The 20,269-nt window shown below is 70.1% G+C and carries 18 protein-coding genes; 5 read left to right on the plus strand and 13 right to left on the minus strand.

The genetic code is table 11. The features are described from left to right. Nucleotides 1–6: 6 nt before the first annotated feature. The 5 genes from ABD736_RS15655 to ABD736_RS15675 all read right to left on the minus strand — a co-directional run bounded on the left by ABD736_RS15655 (nt 7) and on the right by ABD736_RS15675 (nt 5,505). Nucleotides 7–912, minus strand: coding sequence for a carbohydrate ABC transporter permease (locus tag ABD736_RS15655; RefSeq protein WP_344792811.1), 906 nt, complete (start codon nt 910–912; stop codon nt 7–9). Further along, complete coding sequence (locus ABD736_RS15660; RefSeq protein WP_344792812.1) at nt 905–1,813, minus strand: carbohydrate ABC transporter permease; 909 nt, start codon at nt 1,811–1,813, stop codon at nt 905–907. Before ABD736_RS15660 ends, ABD736_RS15655 begins: the two co-directional genes overlap by 8 nt. A gap of 90 nt (nt 1,814–1,903) precedes the next feature. After that, nucleotides 1,904–3,232, minus strand: a complete 1,329-nt coding sequence (locus ABD736_RS15665) for an ABC transporter substrate-binding protein (RefSeq protein WP_344792813.1) — start codon at nt 3,230–3,232, stop codon at nt 1,904–1,906. 29 nt (nt 3,233–3,261) lie between these two features. Further along, entirely contained in the window at nt 3,262–4,500 is a 1,239-nt protein-coding gene (locus tag ABD736_RS15670) for a Gfo/Idh/MocA family protein (RefSeq protein WP_344792814.1), read from the minus strand. 216 nt (nt 4,501–4,716) lie between these two features. Continuing rightward, complete coding sequence (locus ABD736_RS15675) at nt 4,717–5,505, minus strand: DeoR/GlpR family DNA-binding transcription regulator (RefSeq protein ID WP_344792962.1); 789 nt, start codon at nt 5,503–5,505, stop codon at nt 4,717–4,719. Between the two features lie 158 nt (nt 5,506–5,663). Here ABD736_RS15675 and ABD736_RS15680 point away from each other — a divergent pair, with 158 nt between their 5' ends. Genes ABD736_RS15680 through ABD736_RS15695 form a run of 4 tightly spaced genes read left to right on the plus strand, consistent with a single transcriptional unit; the run spans nt 5,664 to nt 9,194 of the window. Further along, nucleotides 5,664–6,539, plus strand: coding sequence for an SIS domain-containing protein (locus ABD736_RS15680; protein WP_344792815.1), 876 nt, complete (start codon nt 5,664–5,666; stop codon nt 6,537–6,539). Continuing rightward, nucleotides 6,536–7,444, plus strand: a complete 909-nt coding sequence (locus tag ABD736_RS15685; RefSeq protein WP_344792816.1) for an ROK family protein — start codon at nt 6,536–6,538, stop codon at nt 7,442–7,444. Before ABD736_RS15680 ends, ABD736_RS15685 begins: the two co-directional genes overlap by 4 nt. Next, nucleotides 7,441–8,364 carry a 1-phosphofructokinase family hexose kinase gene (locus tag ABD736_RS15690; protein WP_344792817.1) on the plus strand — a complete coding sequence of 308 codons (924 nt, stop codon included), beginning with the start codon at nt 7,441–7,443 and terminating at the stop codon, nt 8,362–8,364. The genes ABD736_RS15685 and ABD736_RS15690 overlap by 4 nt, the downstream gene beginning before the upstream one ends. After that, nucleotides 8,361–9,194: a class II fructose-bisphosphate aldolase gene (locus tag ABD736_RS15695; RefSeq protein ID WP_344792818.1), complete on the plus strand. Its 834-nt coding sequence runs from the start codon at nt 8,361–8,363 to the stop codon at nt 9,192–9,194. Before ABD736_RS15690 ends, ABD736_RS15695 begins: the two co-directional genes overlap by 4 nt. Nucleotides 9,195–9,197: 3 nt before the next feature. Here ABD736_RS15695 and ABD736_RS15700 read toward each other — a convergent pair whose 3' ends face one another. The 7 genes from ABD736_RS15700 to ABD736_RS15730 form a co-directional block, all read right to left on the minus strand. Next, a complete protein-coding gene (locus ABD736_RS15700) occupies nt 9,198–10,319 on the minus strand; it encodes a DUF4434 domain-containing protein (RefSeq protein WP_344792819.1) in 1,122 nt (373 codons plus the stop codon). A gap of 263 nt (nt 10,320–10,582) precedes the next feature. Continuing rightward, nucleotides 10,583–11,770 carry a non-hydrolyzing UDP-N-acetylglucosamine 2-epimerase gene (wecB, locus tag ABD736_RS15705; RefSeq protein WP_344792820.1) on the minus strand — a complete coding sequence of 396 codons (1,188 nt, stop codon included), beginning with the start codon at nt 11,768–11,770 and terminating at the stop codon, nt 10,583–10,585. Then, on the minus strand, nt 11,763–12,422 hold the full coding sequence (locus ABD736_RS15710) for a hypothetical protein (protein WP_344792821.1): 660 nt from the start codon (nt 12,420–12,422) through the stop codon (nt 11,763–11,765). The genes wecB and ABD736_RS15710 overlap by 8 nt, the downstream gene beginning before the upstream one ends. Further along, nucleotides 12,419–12,973, minus strand: coding sequence for an exosortase S (xrtS, locus tag ABD736_RS15715; RefSeq protein ID WP_344792822.1), 555 nt, complete (start codon nt 12,971–12,973; stop codon nt 12,419–12,421). Before xrtS ends, ABD736_RS15710 begins: the two co-directional genes overlap by 4 nt. Continuing rightward, on the minus strand, nt 12,970–14,388 hold the full coding sequence (locus ABD736_RS15720) for an XrtP-associated glycosyltransferase (RefSeq protein ID WP_344792823.1): 1,419 nt from the start codon (nt 14,386–14,388) through the stop codon (nt 12,970–12,972). The genes xrtS and ABD736_RS15720 overlap by 4 nt, the downstream gene beginning before the upstream one ends. Beyond that, entirely contained in the window at nt 14,385–14,705 is a 321-nt protein-coding gene (locus ABD736_RS15725; protein WP_344792824.1) for a hypothetical protein, read from the minus strand. Before ABD736_RS15725 ends, ABD736_RS15720 begins: the two co-directional genes overlap by 4 nt. Before the next feature lie 30 nt (nt 14,706–14,735). Then, nucleotides 14,736–16,019, minus strand: coding sequence for a PVV-CTERM domain-containing choice-of-anchor G protein (locus ABD736_RS15730; protein WP_344792825.1), 1,284 nt, complete (start codon nt 16,017–16,019; stop codon nt 14,736–14,738). A gap of 274 nt (nt 16,020–16,293) precedes the next feature. Here ABD736_RS15730 and ABD736_RS15735 point away from each other — a divergent pair, with 274 nt between their 5' ends. Continuing rightward, entirely contained in the window at nt 16,294–18,801 is a 2,508-nt protein-coding gene (locus ABD736_RS15735; protein ID WP_344792826.1) for a helix-turn-helix transcriptional regulator, read from the plus strand. Here the strand turns inward: ABD736_RS15735 and ABD736_RS15740 are convergent. Further along, complete coding sequence (locus tag ABD736_RS15740) at nt 18,798–20,255, minus strand: outer membrane protein assembly factor BamB family protein (RefSeq protein ID WP_344792827.1); 1,458 nt, start codon at nt 20,253–20,255, stop codon at nt 18,798–18,800. The two genes, ABD736_RS15735 and ABD736_RS15740, sit on opposite strands and share 4 nt — an antisense overlap. Nucleotides 20,256–20,269 lie beyond the last annotated feature (14 nt).

Here is a 20,269-nt window from a genome sequence, read left to right on the forward strand (position 1 = left end):
CCGGCGCTACTTCAGCCCCGAGGTCGCGAGTCCGTCGATGACCCTGCGCTGCATCACGATGAATGCGATCAGCACCGGCGCCATCGCGAGCAGGCTCGCGGCCATCAGCACCGGGTAGTTGATCGTCACGTCCCCGGCGATCGTCGCGAGTCCCGCGGCCAGCGGCATCTGCGATGAGTCGGTCGACACCACGAGCGGCCACAGCAGCTCGTTCCACGAGAACAGCACGGTCGTGATCGCGAGCGCGCTGATCGACGGTCGCGCCAGCGGAAGCATCACGCGCCAGAAGATCTGAATCGGGTTGGCGCCGTCGATGCGCGCGGCCTCTTCCAGCTCCCGGGGCATGTTGATGAAGGCCGTGCGCATGAGGAACGTGCCGAAGGCGCTGAACAGGCCAGGCGCGACGAGCCCGAGCACCGTGTTCAGCCACCCGAGGCTCTGCACGATCTGGTACTGCGAGATCAGGTACGCCTGCGACGGCACCAGCAGGATCGACAGCACGATTCCGAGCAGGACGCCTTTGAACGGGAACCGCATACGCGCGAACGCGTAGCCCGCCAGCGTGCACAGCACGATCTGGGCGAAGGTGCGGATGACGGTGATGACCACCGACGTGCGCAGCTGCGACAGGAAAGGCATCCGCTCGAACACCTGCACATAGTTGCCCCATTGCAGATGCGCGGGCCAGAAGACGGGCGTGACCGACTGCACCTCGGCGTTCGTCGAGAGCGACATGATGATCTGCCACAGGAACGGCAGCGCCATGATGAGGCCGCCGATGGCGAGGATCACGTGGATCCACACGTGCGAGGGCCGGCGGCTGCGTGAGCGCTGGCGAGATCGGATGCCTGCGGAGGCGACGTCCGTCGAACGGAGTGCCGTGCCCCGAGCGCTCGCTGAGACCTCAGTCATTGTGAACCCACCGTCGCTGGAAGCGGAACTGGAAGAGAGTGATCAGCCCGATGAGCGCGAAGATGAAGATCGCGATCGCCGCGGCGAAGCCCTTGTCGTTGCTGATGAAGCCCGACTGGTAGAAGTAGAAGACCAGCGACATGGTCTTCGGCATGACCGCGTTGTGCGTGCCGAGCATCGCATAGAGCAGGTCGAAGAGCTGGAAACTCGAGATGATCGTCACGATGAGCACGAAGAAGATGCTCGGCGTCAGCAGCGGCACGGTGATCGACCGGAACTGCCTGCTGCGCGAGGCGCCGTCGAGCTCTGCTGCCTCATAGAGCTCCGGCGGGATGTTCTTGAGGCCCGAGCCGAGCAGGATCATCGAGAACCCGAGTGACGACCAGAGGCCGACGATCGAGACCGCGATGAGCGCGAACCACTGCGTCGTCAGCCAGTACGGGCCGTCGATGCCGAACAGCCCGAGGAACCAGTTCAGGACACCGAAGTCGCCGTTGAAGATCATGCGCCACACGAGCGAGATCGCCGTCGGCATCGCGACATACGGCAGGAAGAACAGGACGCGATAGAACTGCGCGAAGCGCAGGCCCGGCGTGTTGAGCAAGCTCGCGAACCACACCGAGATCGGCACGCCGAGCAGGACGATCGCGGTGTAGATCACCGTGTTGAGCAGAGAGCGGTACAGCTGCGGGTCGGTGAACAGCTGCGCGTAGTTCGCACCGCCCACCCAGGTCGACCCGCCGAACACGCCCCACGTGGTGAACGAGAAGTAGGCGGTCTGGATGATCGGCCAGAGGTAGAAGCCCGCCACGCCGATGAGCAGCGGAAGGACGAACAGCCAGGGCCACGCCCCGTCATATCGTCGCCGCTTGCGCGAGGCATCCGCTCGCAATGTGGTCATCGTGTTCCTTCCCGCTCGCCGTCGCCGGCCGGCTGCGCCCGTGCACAACCGGCCGGCGTGGTGCCGATCATCGCTGATTCAGCGACGAGCTCACTTCTCTTTGGCGAGTGCTGCGTTCATCTGGTCGGCGAGGTCCTTGCCGACGTCGCTGACGGACTTGGTGCCGTCGAAGGCGTCGGGAAGGAGGTTCGTCTCGAGCGTGTTCCACGCCGCGGTGTTCTTCGACACCGGCAGCGGCTTCGCGACCTTGACCTCGTCGAGGAACAGCTGCAGGTTCACGCCGGGCATCGAGTCCGCGAAGGCGGTCTGCGTTCCGTTGTAGGCGGGGATGACCGCGCCCATGTCGCCCTGCTGCTGCTGCGCTTCCTTGCTGGCGAGGTAGACCTGCAGAGCCTGGGCCGCGCCCTTGTTCTTCGAGTTCGCGGCGACCACGTTGGCGACGCCGTGGATGACGTTGGCGTCGACCTTGCCCTTCGGCAGGCGGTACACGGCGACGTCCTTCGCAATCGGCGCCGCGGCGATCTCGCTGCGGGCCCAGTCACCGCCCTGGTACATCGCGGACTTGCCGGAGACGAACCACTGGTCGCCCGCGGTCTCGGTGAGCTGCTTCATGTTCGGCGACGCGCCCGACTTGATCAGGTCGGCCCAGAACTGCAGGCCGGCTTCGGTCGCGGGGTCGTCGTAACCCGACTTCGTGCCGTCGGGCGACACGACGTAGCCGCCTGCCTGGAAGATCGTCGGGTAATAGGTGGTCTGCCCGTCCATGCCGGCCGAGACGCCGTAGATGCCCTTCGACTTGAGCTTCTGCGAGATCTCCGTCGCGGTCTTCTGGAAGTCATCCCACGTCCAGTCGTCGCTCGGAAGGGCGACGCCCGCCTCTTGGAACAGCGCCTTGTTGACCCAGACGCCGATCGTGTCGAAATCCTTCGGCACGCCGTACTCGACCTTGTTGTAGGTGTACAGCTCATCCAGCGACGACGAGTAGTTCTTGGGGTCGATCGCGCCCGCCTTCACCTCGCCGGTGATCGGGGCGAGCTTCCCGTTGGCCGCGTAGAGCTGGAAGTTGGGCCCGTTCATCCAGAACAGATCAGGGAGCGAGTTGCTGGATGCCTCGGTCTGCAGCTTCGTCCAGTAGTCCGCGAACGGCGTGACGCTCACGGTCACCTTGATGTTGGGGTACTGCTCGTTGAAGCCCTTGAGGTTCGCGTCGATCGCCTTGACCTGGGTCTGATCCCAGACGGCATAGGTCAGGTTCGCCTTGGTGTCTTTGGCGACCGCCTTGTAGGTGGTGTCGTTCGCTGCGCCCGTGGACGAGGCGCCCTGGCTGCAGCCCGCGAGCAGGGCGGCGGCGCTCAGCGCGCTGACGATGCCGACGAGCGCACGGCGGCCGCGCATCACGCGCGTGTGTGTGGCAGGCATGCTCGATCTCTTTTCTTGGGGGTAGGCCGTCACTGGGCGACGGCGGTGGGTGATGCAGGTGATGCAGTGGGTGATGCAGGTGATGCAAGGGGAAGAAAGGCGAAGTAGTCGCTGATGGCGCGCGGCAGCTCGGGAACGTCGATCGGGCGCGAGCCCTCGCGCAGCGAGGTGGTGGCCAGGGCGCCGGCAGCGACCGCCTCGCGCGCCGCGATCGGCGACAGCTCCGGTGCCTCGCCGACGAGGCTGCGCAGGAACTCGGTCACGGTCAGCTGGTCGGCATCCTCATGCCCCTCTGCATTGCCGGCGATCGCGTACTCTGCGTCGCCCGCGAGGTCCCATGAGCGGCGCTTGTTCCAGACGCGCACGACGCCGTCGGCCGTGTCACCGAAGTTCTCGAGCCTGCCCTCAGTGCCGATCACCGTGTAGTTGCGCCAGTAGTCCGGCGTGTAGTGGCACTGCTCGTAGCTGGCCATGACGCCGTTGTCGAGCGTCATCAGCACCATGGAGATGTCCTCGACGTCGATCGTCGGGTTGAGCCCCGTCTGGGCCAGGGGCGGCCAGCTGTCGTACGAGAACCAGTCGGTCATCAGCTCGCCCTCGTGCGTCGAGCGGTCGGCAACGTCGCCGTAGAGGCTGAGCTGACCCATGCCGACCACGCGCCGCGTGTAGCCGCCCGCGAGCATGTGGATGATGTCGAGGTCGTGGCTCGCCTTCTGCAGCAGCAGCGAGTTCACGCGATCGCGCTCGGCATGCCAGTCCTTGAAGTAGTAGTCGCCGCCGTTTCCGACGAAGTGCCGGCACCAGACCGCCTTCACCTCGCCGATGTCGCCGCGGCGGACGAGCGAGCCCATGAGGCGCGCGACGGCGGAGTGGCGGAAGTTGTGACCGACGTAGAGCGGGGTGCGCGACTGCGCTGCGGCCGCCATGACGGCGTCCGCCTCGTCGAGCGTGATCGCCATCGGCTTCTCGAGGTAGACGGCGATGCCGGCGCGGAGCAGGTCGACGGCGATCTCGGCGTGCGTCCAGTCCGGCGAGGTCACGATGGCCGCGTCGATCGCGCCCGCATCGATCAGCTCGCGGTGACTGCTGGCGACGAGGAGGTCGGCGCCGAAGAGCTCGCGGGCGCGTCTGCGCCCGACTTCAGACGGGTCGGATGCCGCGACCACCACCGCATCGACACCGGATGCCGCGACATGACGGGCGATGACCGCGCGCTGGCCGATGCCGATCACACCGACTCGGATGGTTCGGGCAGTGTTCACCGTCATCAGTCCGTCCTCGCTCCTTCGCGCACTTGTGATCTATATGATGCCGAATCGCTCATAACTGCACAATATGGGGACGCAAGAATGATCACACGATCAATCGAGAAGCTTTTACAAACCTGAAACGTCGCGGCGTCGGCGTCGGCGTCGGCTTAGGCGCCACCGGCGTCGGCGTCGTGCGACGGGCCGGCTGTCCTGGCCCGCCCGAGTCGCCAGGCGCTAGTCGGCGACGACGAGCTCGACGCCGGCGCTCTGCAGCTCGGCCGCGAACCCCGGGGCCACCTGCTGGTCGGTCACGAGCAGATCGATGCGGTCGAGTGGGCAGATGCGCGCGAAGGTCGACCGCGCGAGCTTGGTGGCGTCGGCGACCACGATGACCTTGCGAGCGACGGCGGTGAAGTATCGGCTCACAGCGGCCTCACCTTCGTGCAGGGTCGTCGCGCCGTACTGCGCACTCAGCCCGTCGACCCCCAGCACGGCCACGTCCAGCGCGAACTCGGCGAGGGCGTCCTCCACGAGCGAGCCGATCAGCTCGTAGGACTGGCGCCGCGCGACCCCGCCGGTCACCACGATCTTCACGTTGGACCGCACCGACAGCTCATAGGCGATGTTGAGCGCGTTGGTGACGATCGTGATGCCGTTCTCGCCGTCCGACCGGATGAACCGATCGCTCTTTCCGAGTTCGCGCGCCACTTCCGTCGTGGTCGTGCCGCCGTTCACTCCGACCGTCTGGCCGGGTTGGATGAGACGGGCGGTCGCACGCGCGATGGCGGTCTTGGCCTCCGCCTGGCGCGCGATCTTGTACTGCAGTGGCAGCTCGTAGCCGGCGCCGAGCGCGGCGGCGCCCCCGTGCGTGCGCGTGACCAGCCGCTGGTCGGCGAGCGTCGTGAGGTCGCGACGCGCCGTCGCCGGGGAGATGTCGAGGGCCTCGCCGATGTCCGCGATCGTCACGTTCCCGCGCTCGCTCACGAACTCGAGCAGCGCGTTGAGTCGCTGCTGGGGTGTCATGCGTGCCACGACTGTTCTCCTGTCATTCGTTCGCCCATTCTATGGACGTAGGCAAACGTGCAATGATCTAGTTTGATTGACTTCAGCTGTTTCGATCACGAATGATCCGCAATACTGGCTTCACCGCTCAGCGGACCTGCTCAGAACGGAAGGGACCCATGTCCGAGCTCTTCGTCGCCACCGAACTGTCGTCGCAACCGCAGACGTGGCGCACCGCCGCCGCGGCCCTGCCCGATGTGGTGCAGCACCTTCCCCAGCCCGGCGAGCGCGTCGCCGTCGTGGGCTGCGGCACGAGCTGGTTCATCGCGATGAGCTACGCCGTGGCCCGCGAGCGTGCGGGCCACGGCGTCACCGACGCCTTCGCCGGCTCCGAGTACCCGGCCACGCGCGAGTACGACCGTGTCGTTGCGATCTCGCGCTCCGGCACCACCACCGAGATCATCGACGTGCTCTCGCAGGTCGCCGGTCGCACGGTGCTGATCACCGGTGTTCCCGGCTCGCCCGCGACCGAGGTCGCCGACGAGGTCGTCGAGCTCCCCTTCGCCGACGAGCAGTCCGTCGTGCAGACGCGGTTCGCCACGACGACGCTGGCGCTGCTGCGGGCATCCCTCGGCGACGACATCGAGGCGCTCGCATCGCAGGCCGAGCTCGCCCTCGCCGTCCCGGTCGACGCGCTGCTCGACGCGGAGCAGGTGAGCTTCGTCGGCACCGGCCCGGCCGTCGGTCTCGCCTTCGAGGCGGCGCTCAAGACCCGTGAGGCCGCTCAGTTCTGGGCAGAGTCGTACCCCGCGATGGACTATCGCCACGGCCCGATCGCGATCGCACAGCCCGGCCGACTGGTGTGGGCGCTCGGCGACTTCCCCGAGGGCCTCGACGCCGATGTGGCCGCGACGGGAGCGACGTTCGTGCACCACGACCTCGACCCTCTGGCGGCACTCATCGTCGCTCAGCGCTTCGCCATCGGCGTGGCGCTGCGACGCGGGCTCGACCCCGACCACCCTCGTTCGCTCACGCGCTCCGTCATCCTGCGGTGAGTCTGCCCCGCGCCGTCCTCGGCATCGATGTCGGCGGCACCACGATCAAGCTGCGGCTCGAGACCCGCAGTGGCGAGCTGCTCGACGCCCGGCGCGCGCCGACACCGCAGGGCGACGCCGAGGCGCTGCGTCTCGCCGAGCTGGTGGCCGAGCTCGCGGCGGATGCCGCCCAGAAGGGCGAGCTCGACGCGATCGGCCTCGTCGTGCCCGGAATCGTCGACGCAGTGACGGGGCGCTCGGTGCTCGCAGTGAATCTCGGCTGGCGCGATGTGCCGGTCGTCGAGCTGACCCGCGCGGCGCTGACGCGACGCGGCATCCACGCCCCGCTCGCCTTCGGACAGGACGTGCGCGCCGGCGCGCTGGCCGAGGCCACGAGCGGCGCCGCGCGCGACGTCGCGGGGCCCGTCGTCTTCCTGCCGATCGGCACCGGCATCGCCGCCGCGGTCGTCGCGAACGGCGACGTGCAGTTCCCCGATGGCTGGGCGGGCGAGGTCGGGCAGTTGAGGCTGACGGATGCCCGATTCGGCGGTCGCCGCCTCGAAGAGGTCGCCTCGGCCGCGGCCGTCGCGGCCGCTGCCGGCACCCCGGACGCCCGGACGGCCGTCGACCGCGCCGCCGCCGGCGACCCGCGCGCCAGCGCCGCGCTCGATGACGCCGTCGTCGCTCTCGCTGAGGCCGCCGCATGGTACGTCGCGGTCCTCGGATGCTCGCGCATCGTTCTCGGCGGGGGCCTCACGGAAGCCGGAGAGGTGCTGCTGGCTCCGCTGCGCTCCGCGGTCTCGGCCCGGACCGATGGCTTCCCGCCCGTCGAGCTCGTCCGCGCGGTCCACGGTGACGAAGCGGGCGCGATCGGCGCCGCGGTGCTCGCCCGCCGCACCGCGACGGCCGGTGAGGCCGCACGATGAGCATCGTCGTCGTCACGCCGAACCCCGCCATCGACGTCACCTACCGCGTCGACCGGCAGACCATCGGCACCACGCAGCGCGTGCGCGAAGTGCGGCGGATGCCGGGCGGCAAAGGGCTCAACGTCGCACGGGTGCTCGAAGACATCGGCAGCCCGACCGTCTCGGTGCTGCCGCTCGGCGGCGCAGCGGGCTCGTGGGTGCAGCAGCGCCTCGACGCGCTCGGACTCGCGGCGCGCATCGTGCCGATCGCCGACGAAACCCGCTCGACGGTCACGGTCGTCGATGACATCGACCACCCGACGATGTTCGGTGAGCCCGGGCCGCACGTCACCCCGGCCGAGTGGCAGCAGCTGACCGATGTCATCTCAGCCACGGCGGCGAGCGCAGCGCTCGTCGTGATCTCAGGCTCACTGCCGCCGGCCGCGAGCCCCGAGCTCGTCGCCGGCTGGGTGGAGAAGGCGCGGCTCAGCGGGGCGCGCACCATCGTCGATGTGTCGGGGCCGGCTCTGCTGGCGGCGGCCGCCGCGCAGGCATCCGTCGTCAAGCCGAATCGTGACGAACTGCTCGACGCGACGGGCGCGAGCAGCGAGGCCGAAGGCGCGCGAGCGCTGCTCGCGCGCGGCGCAGGCGCCGTCGTCGTGTCACGCGGGTCAGCGGGGATCTGCGCCTATCTGCCCGACGGCCGACTCGAGCTCGCTGCCGTTCCCGGCGTCACGGGCAACCCCACGGGTGCCGGGGATGCCGCGACGGCGGGCCTTGCGCTCGCACTGTCAACCGACCTCGGCATCGACGAGGCCCTGCGCCAGGCGAACGCGCTCGGCGCGGCGGCCGTGCTGCGCCCCGTCGCCGGCGAGATCCATCTCGCCGCGTACCAGCGCTTCCTCACCGAACTGCCCCTGCCTGCGAAGGAGAACCCATGACGCGCGTTGGAATCCGAGACACCGTCGAGGCGGCGCGTTCCAGGGGCGCCGCGGTCGGCGCCTACAACGTCGTGCTGCTCGAGCACGCGGAGGCGATCGTCGCCGGGGCCGAGCGCGCCGGTGCACCCGTCATTCTCCAGATCAGCGAGAACTGCGTGCGCTACCACGGTGCGCTGGCCCCGATCACGCTCGCGACGATCGCGATCGCCCGGGCCGCGTCGGTGCCTGCGTTCGTGCACCTCGATCACATCGAGAGCGCCGAGCTGGTCTTCGAAGGGCTCGAACTCGGCATCGACAGCCTCATGTTCGACGCCTCCCGACTCGACTACGCGGACAACGTCAGCGCGACCCGCGGCATCGTCGAACGCGCGCACGCGCGCGGCGTGGTCGTCGAGGCGGAGCTCGGCGAGGTCGGCGGGAAGGACGGCGTGCACGCGCCCGGTGCCCGCACGGACCCGGGAGAGGCGGCCGCGTTCGTGCAGGCCACGGGCGTCGACCTGCTCGCGGTCGCGGTCGGCACCTCGCACGCGATGCAGGAGCGCACCGGCCACGTCGACCGCGAGCTGATCGCCGCGCTGCGAGCGGCCGTGCCGGTTCCGCTCGTGCTGCACGGCTCGTCAGGTCTCGATGACAGCGAGCTGTCGGGCGCCGTCGCGGCCGGCATGGCCAAGATCAACATCTCGACGCACCTGAACGGGCTGTTCACGGGCCAGGTGCGCCGCGTGCTCGACGGCGGCCCGGCGGTGACCGACCCCCGCACGTACGTGGCGCCCGCACGCGAGGCGGTCGCGGCCGAGGTCGCGCGCCTCACCGCGCTGCTCGCGGCGTGACTGCTACTTGAGCCCGAGGTACGCCTTGTAGGCCTTGTAGTTCGCCGTCATCGCCGCACCCTGGGCGACCGTCGCGTCGGGGTCCATGTAGGAGGTGAACTCCCACTCGGTCAGCGGCACGCCGGCGCCGCCGAGCGCCTTGAGGTACGGCTGCATCTTGCTCACGGGCACCGCCCCGTTGCCGTCACTCACCGGCGTGTAGACGGCAGCCCAGAGCTGCATGCGGCCGGCATCCGTCAGCTTCTTCGCCGCTTGGAAAGCCGCGACCTCCTGCGCGGGCGTCCACGCGGTCATCTCGAAGCCGTCCTGCAGGTCGAGCACGTCGACGTGGGATGCCGCGATCAGCGGCGCGAGCTCAGAGACGAACTGCTGCGCGGTCAGACCCGCCGAGATCGCGGTCGGCATCGACGGCGACACCATGACCGGCTTGCGGCCGTCGTGCGCGTGCAGGTAGTCGCTGACCGCGCCGAGGTACTTCCCGAACTGGGTCGCGCGCGCCGAGGTCGCGACGTTCACCTGAGCCGGCTCCGTCGGGATGTACCAGCCGGAGATCGACGAGCCGTACTTGGCGTAGAGGTCGTCGGCCACCTTCTCCTGCGTGGTGGTGAACGCGTTCAGCCAGGTCTGATTCGTGAAGCGGCTCATGTTGTTGACCGAGTCCGGCGCGACCGCGAGCCCGAGCCACACGTGCATGCCGGCCTTCTTCGCCGCCGCCACGATCTGCGGCACGGCGTCGTTCCACTGCGGGAACCCGAGCGACTTCGCTGCCGGGTAGGCGGCATCCTTCGCGTCGTAGTGCACCGACCACTCGATGATGACGTCGGTGTCGCCCGCCGCCTTCTGGGCGGCCATGGCGGTGGCGATCTGCGCGGCGTCGTTGTAGCCGTCGATGAAATACGGCGACCAGAACGCGGCGCGGAAGCCCGGCGCCGCCGTCTTCATGGTCGACAGGGCGGGCACGGCGGCACGCGTCGCGACCGTCGAGGCGGTTGCGGTTGCAGGCGCAGTCGCAGTCGCAGTTGCGGTGGCCGCGGCAGCCGCAGGGTGCGCGGCCAGGCCCGTCAGAAGGGCGGCGGTCGCGGCGATGACGCCGGCGATGCCGCGTGCAGGCAGAGTGATGCTCATGGACGAATACCCCCGTATCGAGTCCGACACTGGGTGGATTCGTCGCGCACAGACATGACGGCACTGTCGACCGAAGTCGACCGCCGCGTCAATGCGTTGACTCACCGCGCGATGCGTGAGGCGCAGCTATTCGGGTTCTGCCACCTCGGGTGGCATCGCCGCCAGCGCCTGCGACCAGCCGTGGCCGCGGATCACCACGTTAGGCGGTCACGTCTGACGTGAAACTGAGAGATCGTCTGAATAAAAGCTGAGAGCACCCCCTCCTAGGCGACCGCGGCGAAGTCGGCCGCGAGGGCCAGCGGGTGAAAATCCCGCACCCGCGACCCCACGCCGAAGTGGGCGGCGATCGCCGCGACGACGCGCGCGGTCGCGTGGCCGTCGCCGTACGGGCTGACCGCGGCGGCCATCTCCGCATAGGCGAGCCGGTCGTCGAGCAGTCGATCGAGGTGCGAGCGGATGCATGACCTGTCGGTGCCCACGAGGATCGCGGCCCCCGCCTCGATCGCCTCGGGTCGCTCCGTCGTGTCGCGGGTCACGAGCACGGGCTTGCCGAGCGCGGGCGCCTCTTCCTGCACGCCGCCCGAGTCGGTGACGACGATGTGGGCGGCGTTCAGCAGAGCGCAGAACTCCGGGTAGTCCTGGGGCTCGATCAGCAGAGCGTCCTGCCGGTTTCCGAGCACGGGCAGCAGCGCCTCGCGCACTGTGGGGTTGGGGTGCATGGGCAACACCACCGTGATATCGTCGTGTGTGTCGAGCACATCGGCGAGCGCTGCGGCGGTGTTGCCCAGCCCCTGCCCCCAGGACTCGCGACGGTGAGCCGTCACGAGGACTATGCGCCGCCCGGCCTCGACCGCGGTCGCGACCGACGGCGAGAGCCGCCCGGACGCCCGATCGATGGTCTCGAACAGCGCGTCGATGACCGTGTTGCCGGTGACGGCGATCGCCGACTCCGGCACGTTCTCGGCCAGAAGATTTCCGCGGGCGCTCGCCGTCGGCGCGAGGTGCAGCGCGGCGAGCTGGCCGGCGATGCGCCGGTTGCCCTCCTCGGGGAACGGCGACATCAGGTCCCCCGAGCGCAGCCCGGCTTCGAGGTGCATGACCGGGATGCCCTGGTAGTAGGCCGCGAGCGCCGCGAGCGCCGACGACGAGGTGTCGCCGTGCATGAGCACGGCGTCCGGCCGGCGCTCTTCGAACAGGGCGAGCAGCCCCGCGAACATGCGCGAGGTGAGCTCTGCGAAGGACTGGCCAGGTCGAAGCATCCCCAGATCGCAGTCGACGTCGACCCCGAAGAACCGATTCATGCGGTCGAGGATGTCGCCGTGCTGGCCGGTGACCGCGACGGTGGTCTCGAAGCGGCGGTCGGCGCGCAGGGCGCGGATGACCGGGGCGAGCTTGATGGCCTCTGGGCGCGTGCCGTAGACGGCCATGATGTGCGGGGTCTGCTTAGACATGGTGCTTCCTGGAGTGCTGAGTGGTGGTCGCGAGCTCGACGATGAGCACGGCGATGGTCGGAATGAGGAAGAGGGTGACCCAGGCGACGACGTCCGGGCCCGGGGCGGTGCCGGTGACGACGGTCTGCCAGAAGCGCACCGCAGCGGCGGCGATGACGATCAGCACGACGCCCGAGGCGACGCGGCTGCCGAGGCCGATGCGACGGCGCACGAGCACCGAGGTCGCGAGCACGATGGCGGCGAGGTGCACGAGTGCGATCAGCACCGGGACGGCGGCGAAGGCCGGCCCGACCCACGCGGTGTCTGCCGCGACAGCGGCGAGCGCACCGTCGACGGCCGAGACGGGGTCGGTCGACACGGCGCCCGTCGCCCCCGCCCCGGATCGAGCGGCGGCGCTCGCGCCTGTCGCGGCGGCGCCGGCCGCCCCGCTCACCGCGGCGAACATCACCACGACGGTCGTGGCGAACCCCATGAAGAGCAGCGAGGCGGCGCCCCAGACGAGCTCGAGCACCGGCCGGGCGAGGTGCGCGACCCCGGCGACGACGTGCCAGACGGTCAGGGGGTTCGCCCGGCGCCGACGCGGGCGGGGGGACCGCGCATGCGCCGGCGCCGGGCGCGAAGTGGAGGCGACGCCGACGGTGATGCCCGTCATGAGTGCCGTCCACGCTTGGGGGCGCGGCGCGTCGTGGCGACGCGCAGCAGCAGGATGAAGGCCGCGATGAAGCCCGCGATCACGAGCAGCGAGCCGAGATAGCGGTGCACGAGCTCGAATCCGTCATTACCCCAGCCCTGCATCGCGAAGGCGGCGAAGCCGTAGCGCAGCAGGTTGCAGACCGTGACGATGCCGACGCCGACGGCCAGGCCGATGAGCACGCGGCCGAGCGCGAGTGGGCGCACGAGCAGCAGCACGCCGGCGATGGCGAGCAGCGGCGTGACGAGGATCACGGTCGAGCACAGCGTCGTGATCTGGAAGCCGGTCACCTGGTCGGTGCCGAGGCCGAACCAGACGATCGAGCCGGCCGGCGCGGTGCCGCCGTGCACCATCGGGTTCATCAGCACTGCGGCGACCCGCGCCTCGATCTCGCGGAATTGCTGCTGGAGTCCCAGCAGAACGGCGGCGAGCGCGAGCAGGGCGAGAGCGATGAGAACGGATGCTGCGCGGCCCGCGGCACGCACGGGGCGGTTCAGGGCGACGGTGCTCATCGGACCACCTCCAGCTGAGGTGCCGCGACCGGGATCGTCTCTGCGGCTGGCGCCGCGGCAGCGCCGGTCTGGTCCGCGGCTGGCGCCGCATACTCCGCGATGCGCTTCGTCTTCGACCAGCCGTTGCGGCCCAGCACGAGGCGCACGAAGGCGCGGATCACCACGACGTAGCTCTGGTACATGTACAGCCAGTAGCCGAGGGCCCAGCCGAGCGCGGTGAGGATCGAACCGCGCCGCTCGTCGCGCTTCCAATAGATCAGGGCCCAGAGCGCGAAGGGCAGCACCCCGGTGAGCACCATGAGCGGTACGACCCAGACGGTGGCCGCAAGCCAGGCGTCGATGCCGCCGGGGGCCACTGCGCCCTGCGCCGCCGAGATCAGGAAGACGAGCGGCCAGAGGATCGTTCCGGCGAGCTGCAGGAACGGCATGAGCATGAAGTACGCCGCCTCGATCGCCCCGGCGTTCGTGAAGTTGCGCGAGAAGAAGATCTGGCCGAGGTACTTGGTGCACTGCATGCCGCCCTGGCACCACCTGGTGCGCTGGGTGAGCAGTTTGCCGGTGAAGGGCAGCGCCTCCTGCGCGACGTGGGTGTCGTGCAGGTACACGTTGCGATAGCCGGCGAGCATGACGTGGATGCCGAGCTCGTAGTCCTCGAGCAGCGAGCCGTGCCACGGCGTGGCAGCGGCGCCGGCGATGGCGTCGAGCGTGGCGAGGCGCGTGAACTGGCCGTTGCCGCCGAGGCCGACGGAAAGGGTGTGGCCGCGCAGGCACTGCATCGCGGCGATGGTGGTGCGGAACTCGATGTCCTGCATGCGCACCAGGTAGTGGCCCCACCACTGACGCAGCCCGCGCGCGCCGGGGATGGGCCTGTCCTCGTTGCGGTTCGACATCCACACCGCGGCCTGCGCCGCGCCCGTGGTCGGGTCGCCGAAAGCGCGCTGCCCGGCCGCCTGGTGCAGCGCGTTCGGTGCGAGCTGTCCGTCGGCGTCCACCACGATGATGACCGTGTGGTCGCGGTCCGCGTCGGAGGGAAGCCAGCTGTTCAGAGCGCGGTATGCCGCGTTGAGCGCTGCGCCCTTCCCCTGGCGCGCGTCGGGCAGGCGCCGGGCGACCAGGTGGATGCGTGCGTCGGTGCTCGCGCGGCGCGAGACGAGCTCGGCCGTGGCATCCGTCGAGTGGTCATCGACGATCCAGACGTGCGCGAGCGGGAAGTCCGCGACCAGGCGGTCGAGGGTGTCCTCGATGACCGTCTCTTCGTCGCGGCACGGCACGAACACGTGCCAGGCGAACTGCGCCGGGTCCCCATCCGCGTCCTGCTTCCTGCGCAGGAACGGCACGAGGATCATGCAGACGTAGCTCAGGAAGATGACCAGCATCACGAAGGCCAGCGCCTGCAGCGACTCGCTCGCGGTCATCGGTCTGCCTTCCCCGAGCGCTGCCCGCGGCGACCGCGCCGGCCGGCCGAACCCGACCGTTCGGCCGGCGCGACGGGCCCGCCCGTGGCGGCCGGCACGGGGAGCGTGCCGGCCGCCTGGGCGGCGGATCGATCGGCCCCGGAATCCCCCGCGTGCCGCGGGAGACGGCTGCGGGTGAGATAGGCCGAGCGGAGCAGGAGAAGGCCTGCGGCCATCAGGGCCGCCACCGCGATGAAGTCCGCGGCGAACGGCACGCTGGTGCCTGTGGTTGCCAGCACGCCGCCTGTTGCGAGCGTGCCGCCGATCCGTGCATACATGGCGTCGTCCCCCTTGACGCTGTCTGTCGGTTAGTTGCGTGCGGTCTGGACGAGCGCGTTGCGGCGGCGTGCGAGCACCGTCGCGCAGACGATCGCGAGACCCGCGGCCAGTGCGCCGCCGGCGATGCCGGCGCTGGCGGAGTTGACGACGGGCACGGCCACGAGGCCGCCGTTCGGGCCGACGGTCGCGTTGGCGAGGTTGACCTGGCCGAGCGATCCGTCGGGGCCGAGACCCACCTGCAGAGCGGTCTCGGTGAACGAGCCGTCGGTGTGGTGCGTCTGCACGTTGACCTTGAGCTGGGCGACTGCGGTGAGCGCGGTCGACAGCGGCGCGACGACGTTCGTGCTGAGCGCGCTGAGCAGCGGGTTGATCGCCGCCTTGGCCGTCGTGAGCGCGGTCGACAGCGGAAGCCCGACCAGGCCGAGGCCCGAGGCCGCCGTGCTCACCGAGGTCAAGGTGTCGTTGACCATCTCCTTGATCTTGTTCGCGACCGCCTGGGGCACGTACTGCACCAGGTCGGTGCCCGCGGGCAGATCGTTGATGCTCGAGACCCCCGCGACCGCGAGGATGTCGTCCATCGTGACCGTCACGGTGTCACCCGCGATCGGGTCGTCGACGTCGACGCCGAGGCCGTTCGCGACGCCGAGCAGCGTCTTGAGCGGTCCGTCGATCGCGGCGAGCGCGGGGCTCAGCACGGTGCCGCCGACCTGGATGGTCTTCGCCTCAGCCGTGTACGAGCCGGTCTGCGTGCCGTCGACCGTCTGCTTGGCGGATGCCGCCAGCAGCCCCCACTGCACGTCGATCGTCGCCGGGTCGGTCGCCGGGTTGCCGATCTTGACCTCGGCGTTCGAGCCGGGCGCCGGGCTGCCGATGTTGCTCGGCGTGACATCGGTGCCGATCCCGGCGAGGCTGCTCGCCTGCGTGACAGCGCCGGAGAACGCGACCGACGAGCCGTCGCCGTTGGCCTGTGCGAACTGGCCGACGCCGCCGAGCTGGATGATGCCCTGGTTCCCGAACAGGTTCACGCCCTGGATCGGCAGATCCAGCGAGCTGAGCGCGGTCGGGTCGAGCGGCGTGTTGCTCGTGACGGCATCGGTGCCGTCCGAGTTCACCGCCTTCGCGCCGCCGAGCGACGCGATGCTGTCCAGCGCATCGGTCGACAGCAGCGTCGTGTCGATGAGCCGGCCGTTGGCCTGTGAGACCACCGGCGCCGCGTTCGCGCCGGACGGAATGACCAGAGCGAGCGCGAGCCCGATTCCGGTCACTGTGCCGGCGATGCCGATGCGGCGGCCGGCAGGACTAGTGGTGTGCATTTCAACCTCCCCCAAGGGTGTGTTCCGGCGGCGACCTGTCATCGCCGTGTGGACCGGAATGGGTCGAACGTAAGAAGCGCTTCCCCCGGGGGTCTTCGGTAGTGACCACTGAGCCGCTACTGAGCCGCTACTGAAAAGACGAAAGTCTAGGAACCCTCGACTTTAACGACAGTTGTCAGATATCCCCCTGTTGTGGGGCAGACAGATTCGGTATCCCGGATTAGCAATGAGAGGTAACTGAAAACTCCGCACTGATATCGATCTGGGGGGAACGATGGAGGACGGGAAGCTGATCGGGCGCAGCCATGAGCTGCGGTTCGCCCGACAGGCACTCGAGAGCAGCAATGGACTGCTCATCACCGGCGTCGCAGGCGTAGGGAAGACCCGCTTCCTTGCCGCATTGCGCGCCGCACTGAGCGACGGCGGCGCCTCAGTGCTACTGACCAACAGCGCGAACGCGGTCGCCGATCTGGCCGAGCTCGAGGCGAGGCATCCGATCATCATCGTCGACGACGCGCACCGCCTCGATCCGCGCCTGCTCGACCTGCTCTGCACCGACGCGCAGAAGGGCGCGATCACGCTGTGCCTCGCCGGCCTGCCGGTCAGCGAGGTCGAGCCTGCGCAGGCCGCGGCGATCGCACCGATCGTGCACGCCTGGCTCTCGGGCGCCGACGGCCAGCGCCTGCGTCTCGGGCCGCTGTCGGGGAAGTCGACGCAGAAGCTCGCGGCCGCCCTCGCGGCGCCGCAGGCGCTCGGGCCGTTCTGGGGCGAGAAGATCCGGCGCGCGAGCGGCGGCCTTCCCGCGCTGATCAAGATCTATGTGATGGATGCCGTGCGCAAGCACCGCCTCGGGCAGCTTCCAGACCTGCTCGACCTCGAAGCCCGCGAGCTGCCGCCGGCCGAGGCGATCGAGCTGCTGCGTCCTCGCGTCGCACACCGCGACCGCTCGCTGCTCGCGGCGCTGGCTGTTCTCGGGCAGCTCACCGGCGTCTCTCTCGACCGGGCGCGCGAGGTGGTGCGCCGTGGAGACATCACCACCTTGGCGGACGCCGAGCTGCTCGAGCTTCGGGCAGAGGACGACACCCTGCACGTGATCCCCGCGATCGCCGACGTCGCCGCCAGCCTGCTCACCGCAGAAGAGGAGCGCACCGCACTGGAGCGGGCCGCCGAGGCACTGATGTCGTTCGCACCCGACGGCCGGCGCTCCCCGATCGAGTGCGTGTTCCTCGTGCGTACCTGGCTGCGGCTCGACGCCTGCCACGTCGTCCAGGCCTACGAGCCGCGCCAGGTGCTCGAGGTGCTGCACTCTGCCGCTCGCGGCTTCACGCGCGCCGGCCGGGCACAGCAGGCTCTCGCGCTGCTCGCCCGCTGCCCGCACGCGGGCGGCCTCGGCGACGCGATGACGCGCATCGAGAAGGCGCGCGCCTACGCCGCACTGCACGATCACGAGGAGGCGCTCGCGCAATTGCGCGAGGCCGAGCCGCTGGTGCGCACCGAGCGCGAGGCGCGCATGCTGCTCAACCGCTACAACTGCGTGCTCGTCTGGCATCTCGGAGACCCCGCCGCGTTCGCCGAGGTCGCCGCACGCGCGCAGGACTGGCTCGGCGGCTCGCGTCAGTGGGCGCGCGAGCTCGCGCTTCCCGGATTCTTCGCCAGGTCGCGCCCACGCACCCACGGCTCGGCGACCGGCGCCCTTCCGACGTTCGTCGCGGCGCTTCCGAAGCATCGCGGGACGCGCGCGTCGGCGCTCGCCGCCGGGTTCCTCGCACGGGCGCTCGCCGGCGACGCGCAGGAAGCCGAAGAGCTGCTGCGCATGGCGCAGATCGAGGCCGCCGAATACGCCGGCTCGGGCACGCACGCTTCGGCGCTGACGGCGACGTTCTGCGTGCGCGCCTGCCTGCTGATGAACGCACTCATCCGCCGCAGTCCCGCGGATGAGATCGCCGACATGCTGCGCGACGTGGTCGACGCGGCCGTCGCCCTCGGCGGCCAGAGCACGCAGAACCTTGCCTTCGCCAAGTGGTTCGAGGCGCTTCACGCGCTCGCCCAGGGCGACGCCGCCGCGGCGCGGCAGTCGCTCGAGTGCCTCGACACGGACGTCATCCCCGAGCGCCTGCAGACCTGGATCGAGATCGAGTACGCGCGGGCCCTTGCCTGCACCGGCGACCTCGCCGAGGCCCACGCACTCGTGCGGCGCGTGGCGCCGCGCGTGCGCTCCAGCGATGACCGGCGCGCATCGTTCTCGCTCGCCCGCGCCCGCGTGTGGCTCACGGTCGCCGAAGGGCAGCCCACCCGCGCCGCGCTGCTCGCGCGCACGATCGCGCTGCGACTCGAGGCGGCGAGCCCCCTGCTCGCCGAGCTGGTGCGCCGCGAGGCCGAGGGAGGCGAGCGAGCGGATGCCTCGGCCGAGCCGCCGCGCAGCGACGACGGCACCGCTGCACCCGCTGAACCTGCTGCACCCGCAGAGGCCGGCCGGCCCGGCGCGCCCGACGCGCCCAAGCGCTCCGCGGTGATCACGCCGATCGCGCCTGCACTCGAGGCGGCCGCGTCGAAGGTGCTGAGCGGCCGCGAGATCATGATCGCGAAGCTCGCGGCGGCGGGCCGCTCGAACGCGCAGATCGCGAGCGAGCTGTTCCTCTCGATCCGCACGGTCGAGTCGCACCTGCACCACGCGCGCGTGAAGCTCGGTGTGACCGGCCGCGACGGCCTCGCGGCTCTCTTCCGCGACACGGCCGGCGGCTCACCGGTCACCTCGACCCCGGCGCTCGGGGGCGCCGGCTAGCCGAAGGCCACGACGCCGGCCCGGGTGCCGAGGATCAGCGCGCCGCCCGCGAAGGAGGGCGTCGCGAAGTTCGGCACCGGGCCGGTCGCGATGGACTGGCGCCGTTGCCCCGACCTCGTGTCGAGCTCGACGAGTCCGCCCTCGGGATATGAGGTGGCCCACAGGGACGAGCCCACGACAATCGGCGCACTGTTCGCCCCGGCGAAGCGCGGGCCGAGCGTCCACGAGCCGGTCGAGATCACCTGGATGCCTCCCCCGCGGCACGGAATGAAGAGCCGTGCCGTGGCTGCGTCGAATGCCGGGCCGCCGTCGGGGTCGCTGCCGCACACGCCGCGTACCTCGGCCACGCGCGACAGGTCAGAGGCCCGCAGCGCGTACCCCACGTCGGTCTTCCCGACCGCGAAGACGATGCCGCCCGGCAGCAGCATGGGGTTCCCCGTGGCGAGGTCCTCGTCGCCGCCGGCATCCGGATCTTTGAATGCTCGCGCGACCTTCAAGTCGGGCGTGAGCTTCACGACGCTCTCGGTGTACTGCAGCCTGTCCCGCCCAGGCGGGAACGGGTTCGCATTGCCCGTGGTGACATAGACGCTGCCGTCTGCGCCGATGGCGGGCGCCCCGCCCGAGAGCCAGATCGCGCCGCCCTCGCCGTCGGGCGCCACCTTGAAGCTGACGAGGTCGCCCTTCGCCGTCTCCGACGCGCCCACGAGCCACCCGTGGTAGTAGCCGCAGTCGCCGATGTTGCCGCCGTAGCCGATGTAGACGCGCCCGTTTCCGAGCGCGAGGCCGGCGCGTTGCAGCAGGTGAACGGATTTCTCACCCGTGCGCAGCGGAGGGTCGACGTCCTCGCTCAGCATCACGTCCCCGGTGGCGACGGCGAGTCCGACGAGGTGGTGGTGCACCACCCCACGATCGTCGACGACTTCGCCGACTGCGAAGACCTCGCCACGCTGCGGGTCGATCGCGAGCGATGAGGTGATTCCGAGCGGGTCGATGTTCCCGCAGCCGGCCTTCGCCTGCACGTCGCGGAGCGGGGTGCCGAGCGTGTACTGCCAGAGCTTCTTGCCGCTCGTGCGGTCGAGGGCGACGACCTCGTCGGACTCTGTGCCCGCGATGACCCTGGACCCGATCACGACGGGCTGTCCGAAGACTTGGGCGCCGAGGTCCGCCTTCCACAGCTGCCGCACGCTCGCCGGCGACGGCCCGGGCGCGGCGCCTGTGCGCGCCTGGTCGCCGTGATAGCTCGCCCAGAGCGGCGTGGCGGCGATCGGCGCGGTTGCAGTGACCGAAGGCGATGGCATGGGCGAAGCAGGGGCGGATGCCTGCCCCGGTGTCGGGGGCGGAGAGGAGGCGGCCACCTGGCCGCCCCCTCCTGTGCAGCCCGCGAGCAGCAGTGCGAGGACACCGGCCGACGCCAGAAGCGCCGGCCGAGGCATCCGTCGCCCGCGTGCGCGCATGCGTTCAGTCTGCG

The organism is Gryllotalpicola daejeonensis, from assembly GCF_039538145.1.
GTDB lineage: Bacteria > Actinomycetota > Actinomycetes > Actinomycetales > Microbacteriaceae > Gryllotalpicola > Gryllotalpicola daejeonensis.

Excerpts from the sequence above, each read along its gene's own strand:
- ABD736_RS15655 (WP_344792811.1), bottom strand. The coding sequence starts at position 912 with ATGACTGAGGTCTCAGCGAGCGCTCGGGGCACGGCACTCCGTTCGACG.
- ABD736_RS15660 (WP_344792812.1), bottom strand. The coding sequence starts at position 1,813 with ATGACCACATTGCGAGCGGATGCCTCGCGCAAGCGGCGACGATATGAC.
- ABD736_RS15665 (WP_344792813.1), bottom strand. The coding sequence starts at position 3,232 with ATGCCTGCCACACACACGCGCGTGATGCGCGGCCGCCGTGCGCTCGTC.
- ABD736_RS15670 (WP_344792814.1), bottom strand. The coding sequence starts at position 4,500 with ATGACGGTGAACACTGCCCGAACCATCCGAGTCGGTGTGATCGGCATC.
- ABD736_RS15675 (WP_344792962.1), bottom strand. The coding sequence starts at position 5,505 with ATGACACCCCAGCAGCGACTCAACGCGCTGCTCGAGTTCGTGAGCGAG.
- ABD736_RS15680 (WP_344792815.1), top strand. The coding sequence starts at position 5,664 with ATGTCCGAGCTCTTCGTCGCCACCGAACTGTCGTCGCAACCGCAGACG.
- ABD736_RS15690 (WP_344792817.1), top strand. The coding sequence starts at position 7,441 with ATGAGCATCGTCGTCGTCACGCCGAACCCCGCCATCGACGTCACCTAC.
- ABD736_RS15695 (WP_344792818.1), top strand. The coding sequence starts at position 8,361 with ATGACGCGCGTTGGAATCCGAGACACCGTCGAGGCGGCGCGTTCCAGG.
- ABD736_RS15700 (WP_344792819.1), bottom strand. The coding sequence starts at position 10,319 with ATGAGCATCACTCTGCCTGCACGCGGCATCGCCGGCGTCATCGCCGCG.
- wecB (WP_344792820.1), bottom strand. The coding sequence starts at position 11,770 with ATGTCTAAGCAGACCCCGCACATCATGGCCGTCTACGGCACGCGCCCA.
- ABD736_RS15710 (WP_344792821.1), bottom strand. The coding sequence starts at position 12,422 with ATGACGGGCATCACCGTCGGCGTCGCCTCCACTTCGCGCCCGGCGCCG.
- xrtS (WP_344792822.1), bottom strand. The coding sequence starts at position 12,973 with ATGAGCACCGTCGCCCTGAACCGCCCCGTGCGTGCCGCGGGCCGCGCA.
- ABD736_RS15720 (WP_344792823.1), bottom strand. The coding sequence starts at position 14,388 with ATGACCGCGAGCGAGTCGCTGCAGGCGCTGGCCTTCGTGATGCTGGTC.
- ABD736_RS15725 (WP_344792824.1), bottom strand. The coding sequence starts at position 14,705 with ATGTATGCACGGATCGGCGGCACGCTCGCAACAGGCGGCGTGCTGGCA.
- ABD736_RS15730 (WP_344792825.1), bottom strand. The coding sequence starts at position 16,019 with ATGCACACCACTAGTCCTGCCGGCCGCCGCATCGGCATCGCCGGCACA.
- ABD736_RS15735 (WP_344792826.1), top strand. The coding sequence starts at position 16,294 with ATGGAGGACGGGAAGCTGATCGGGCGCAGCCATGAGCTGCGGTTCGCC.
- ABD736_RS15740 (WP_344792827.1), bottom strand. The coding sequence starts at position 20,255 with ATGCGCGCACGCGGGCGACGGATGCCTCGGCCGGCGCTTCTGGCGTCG.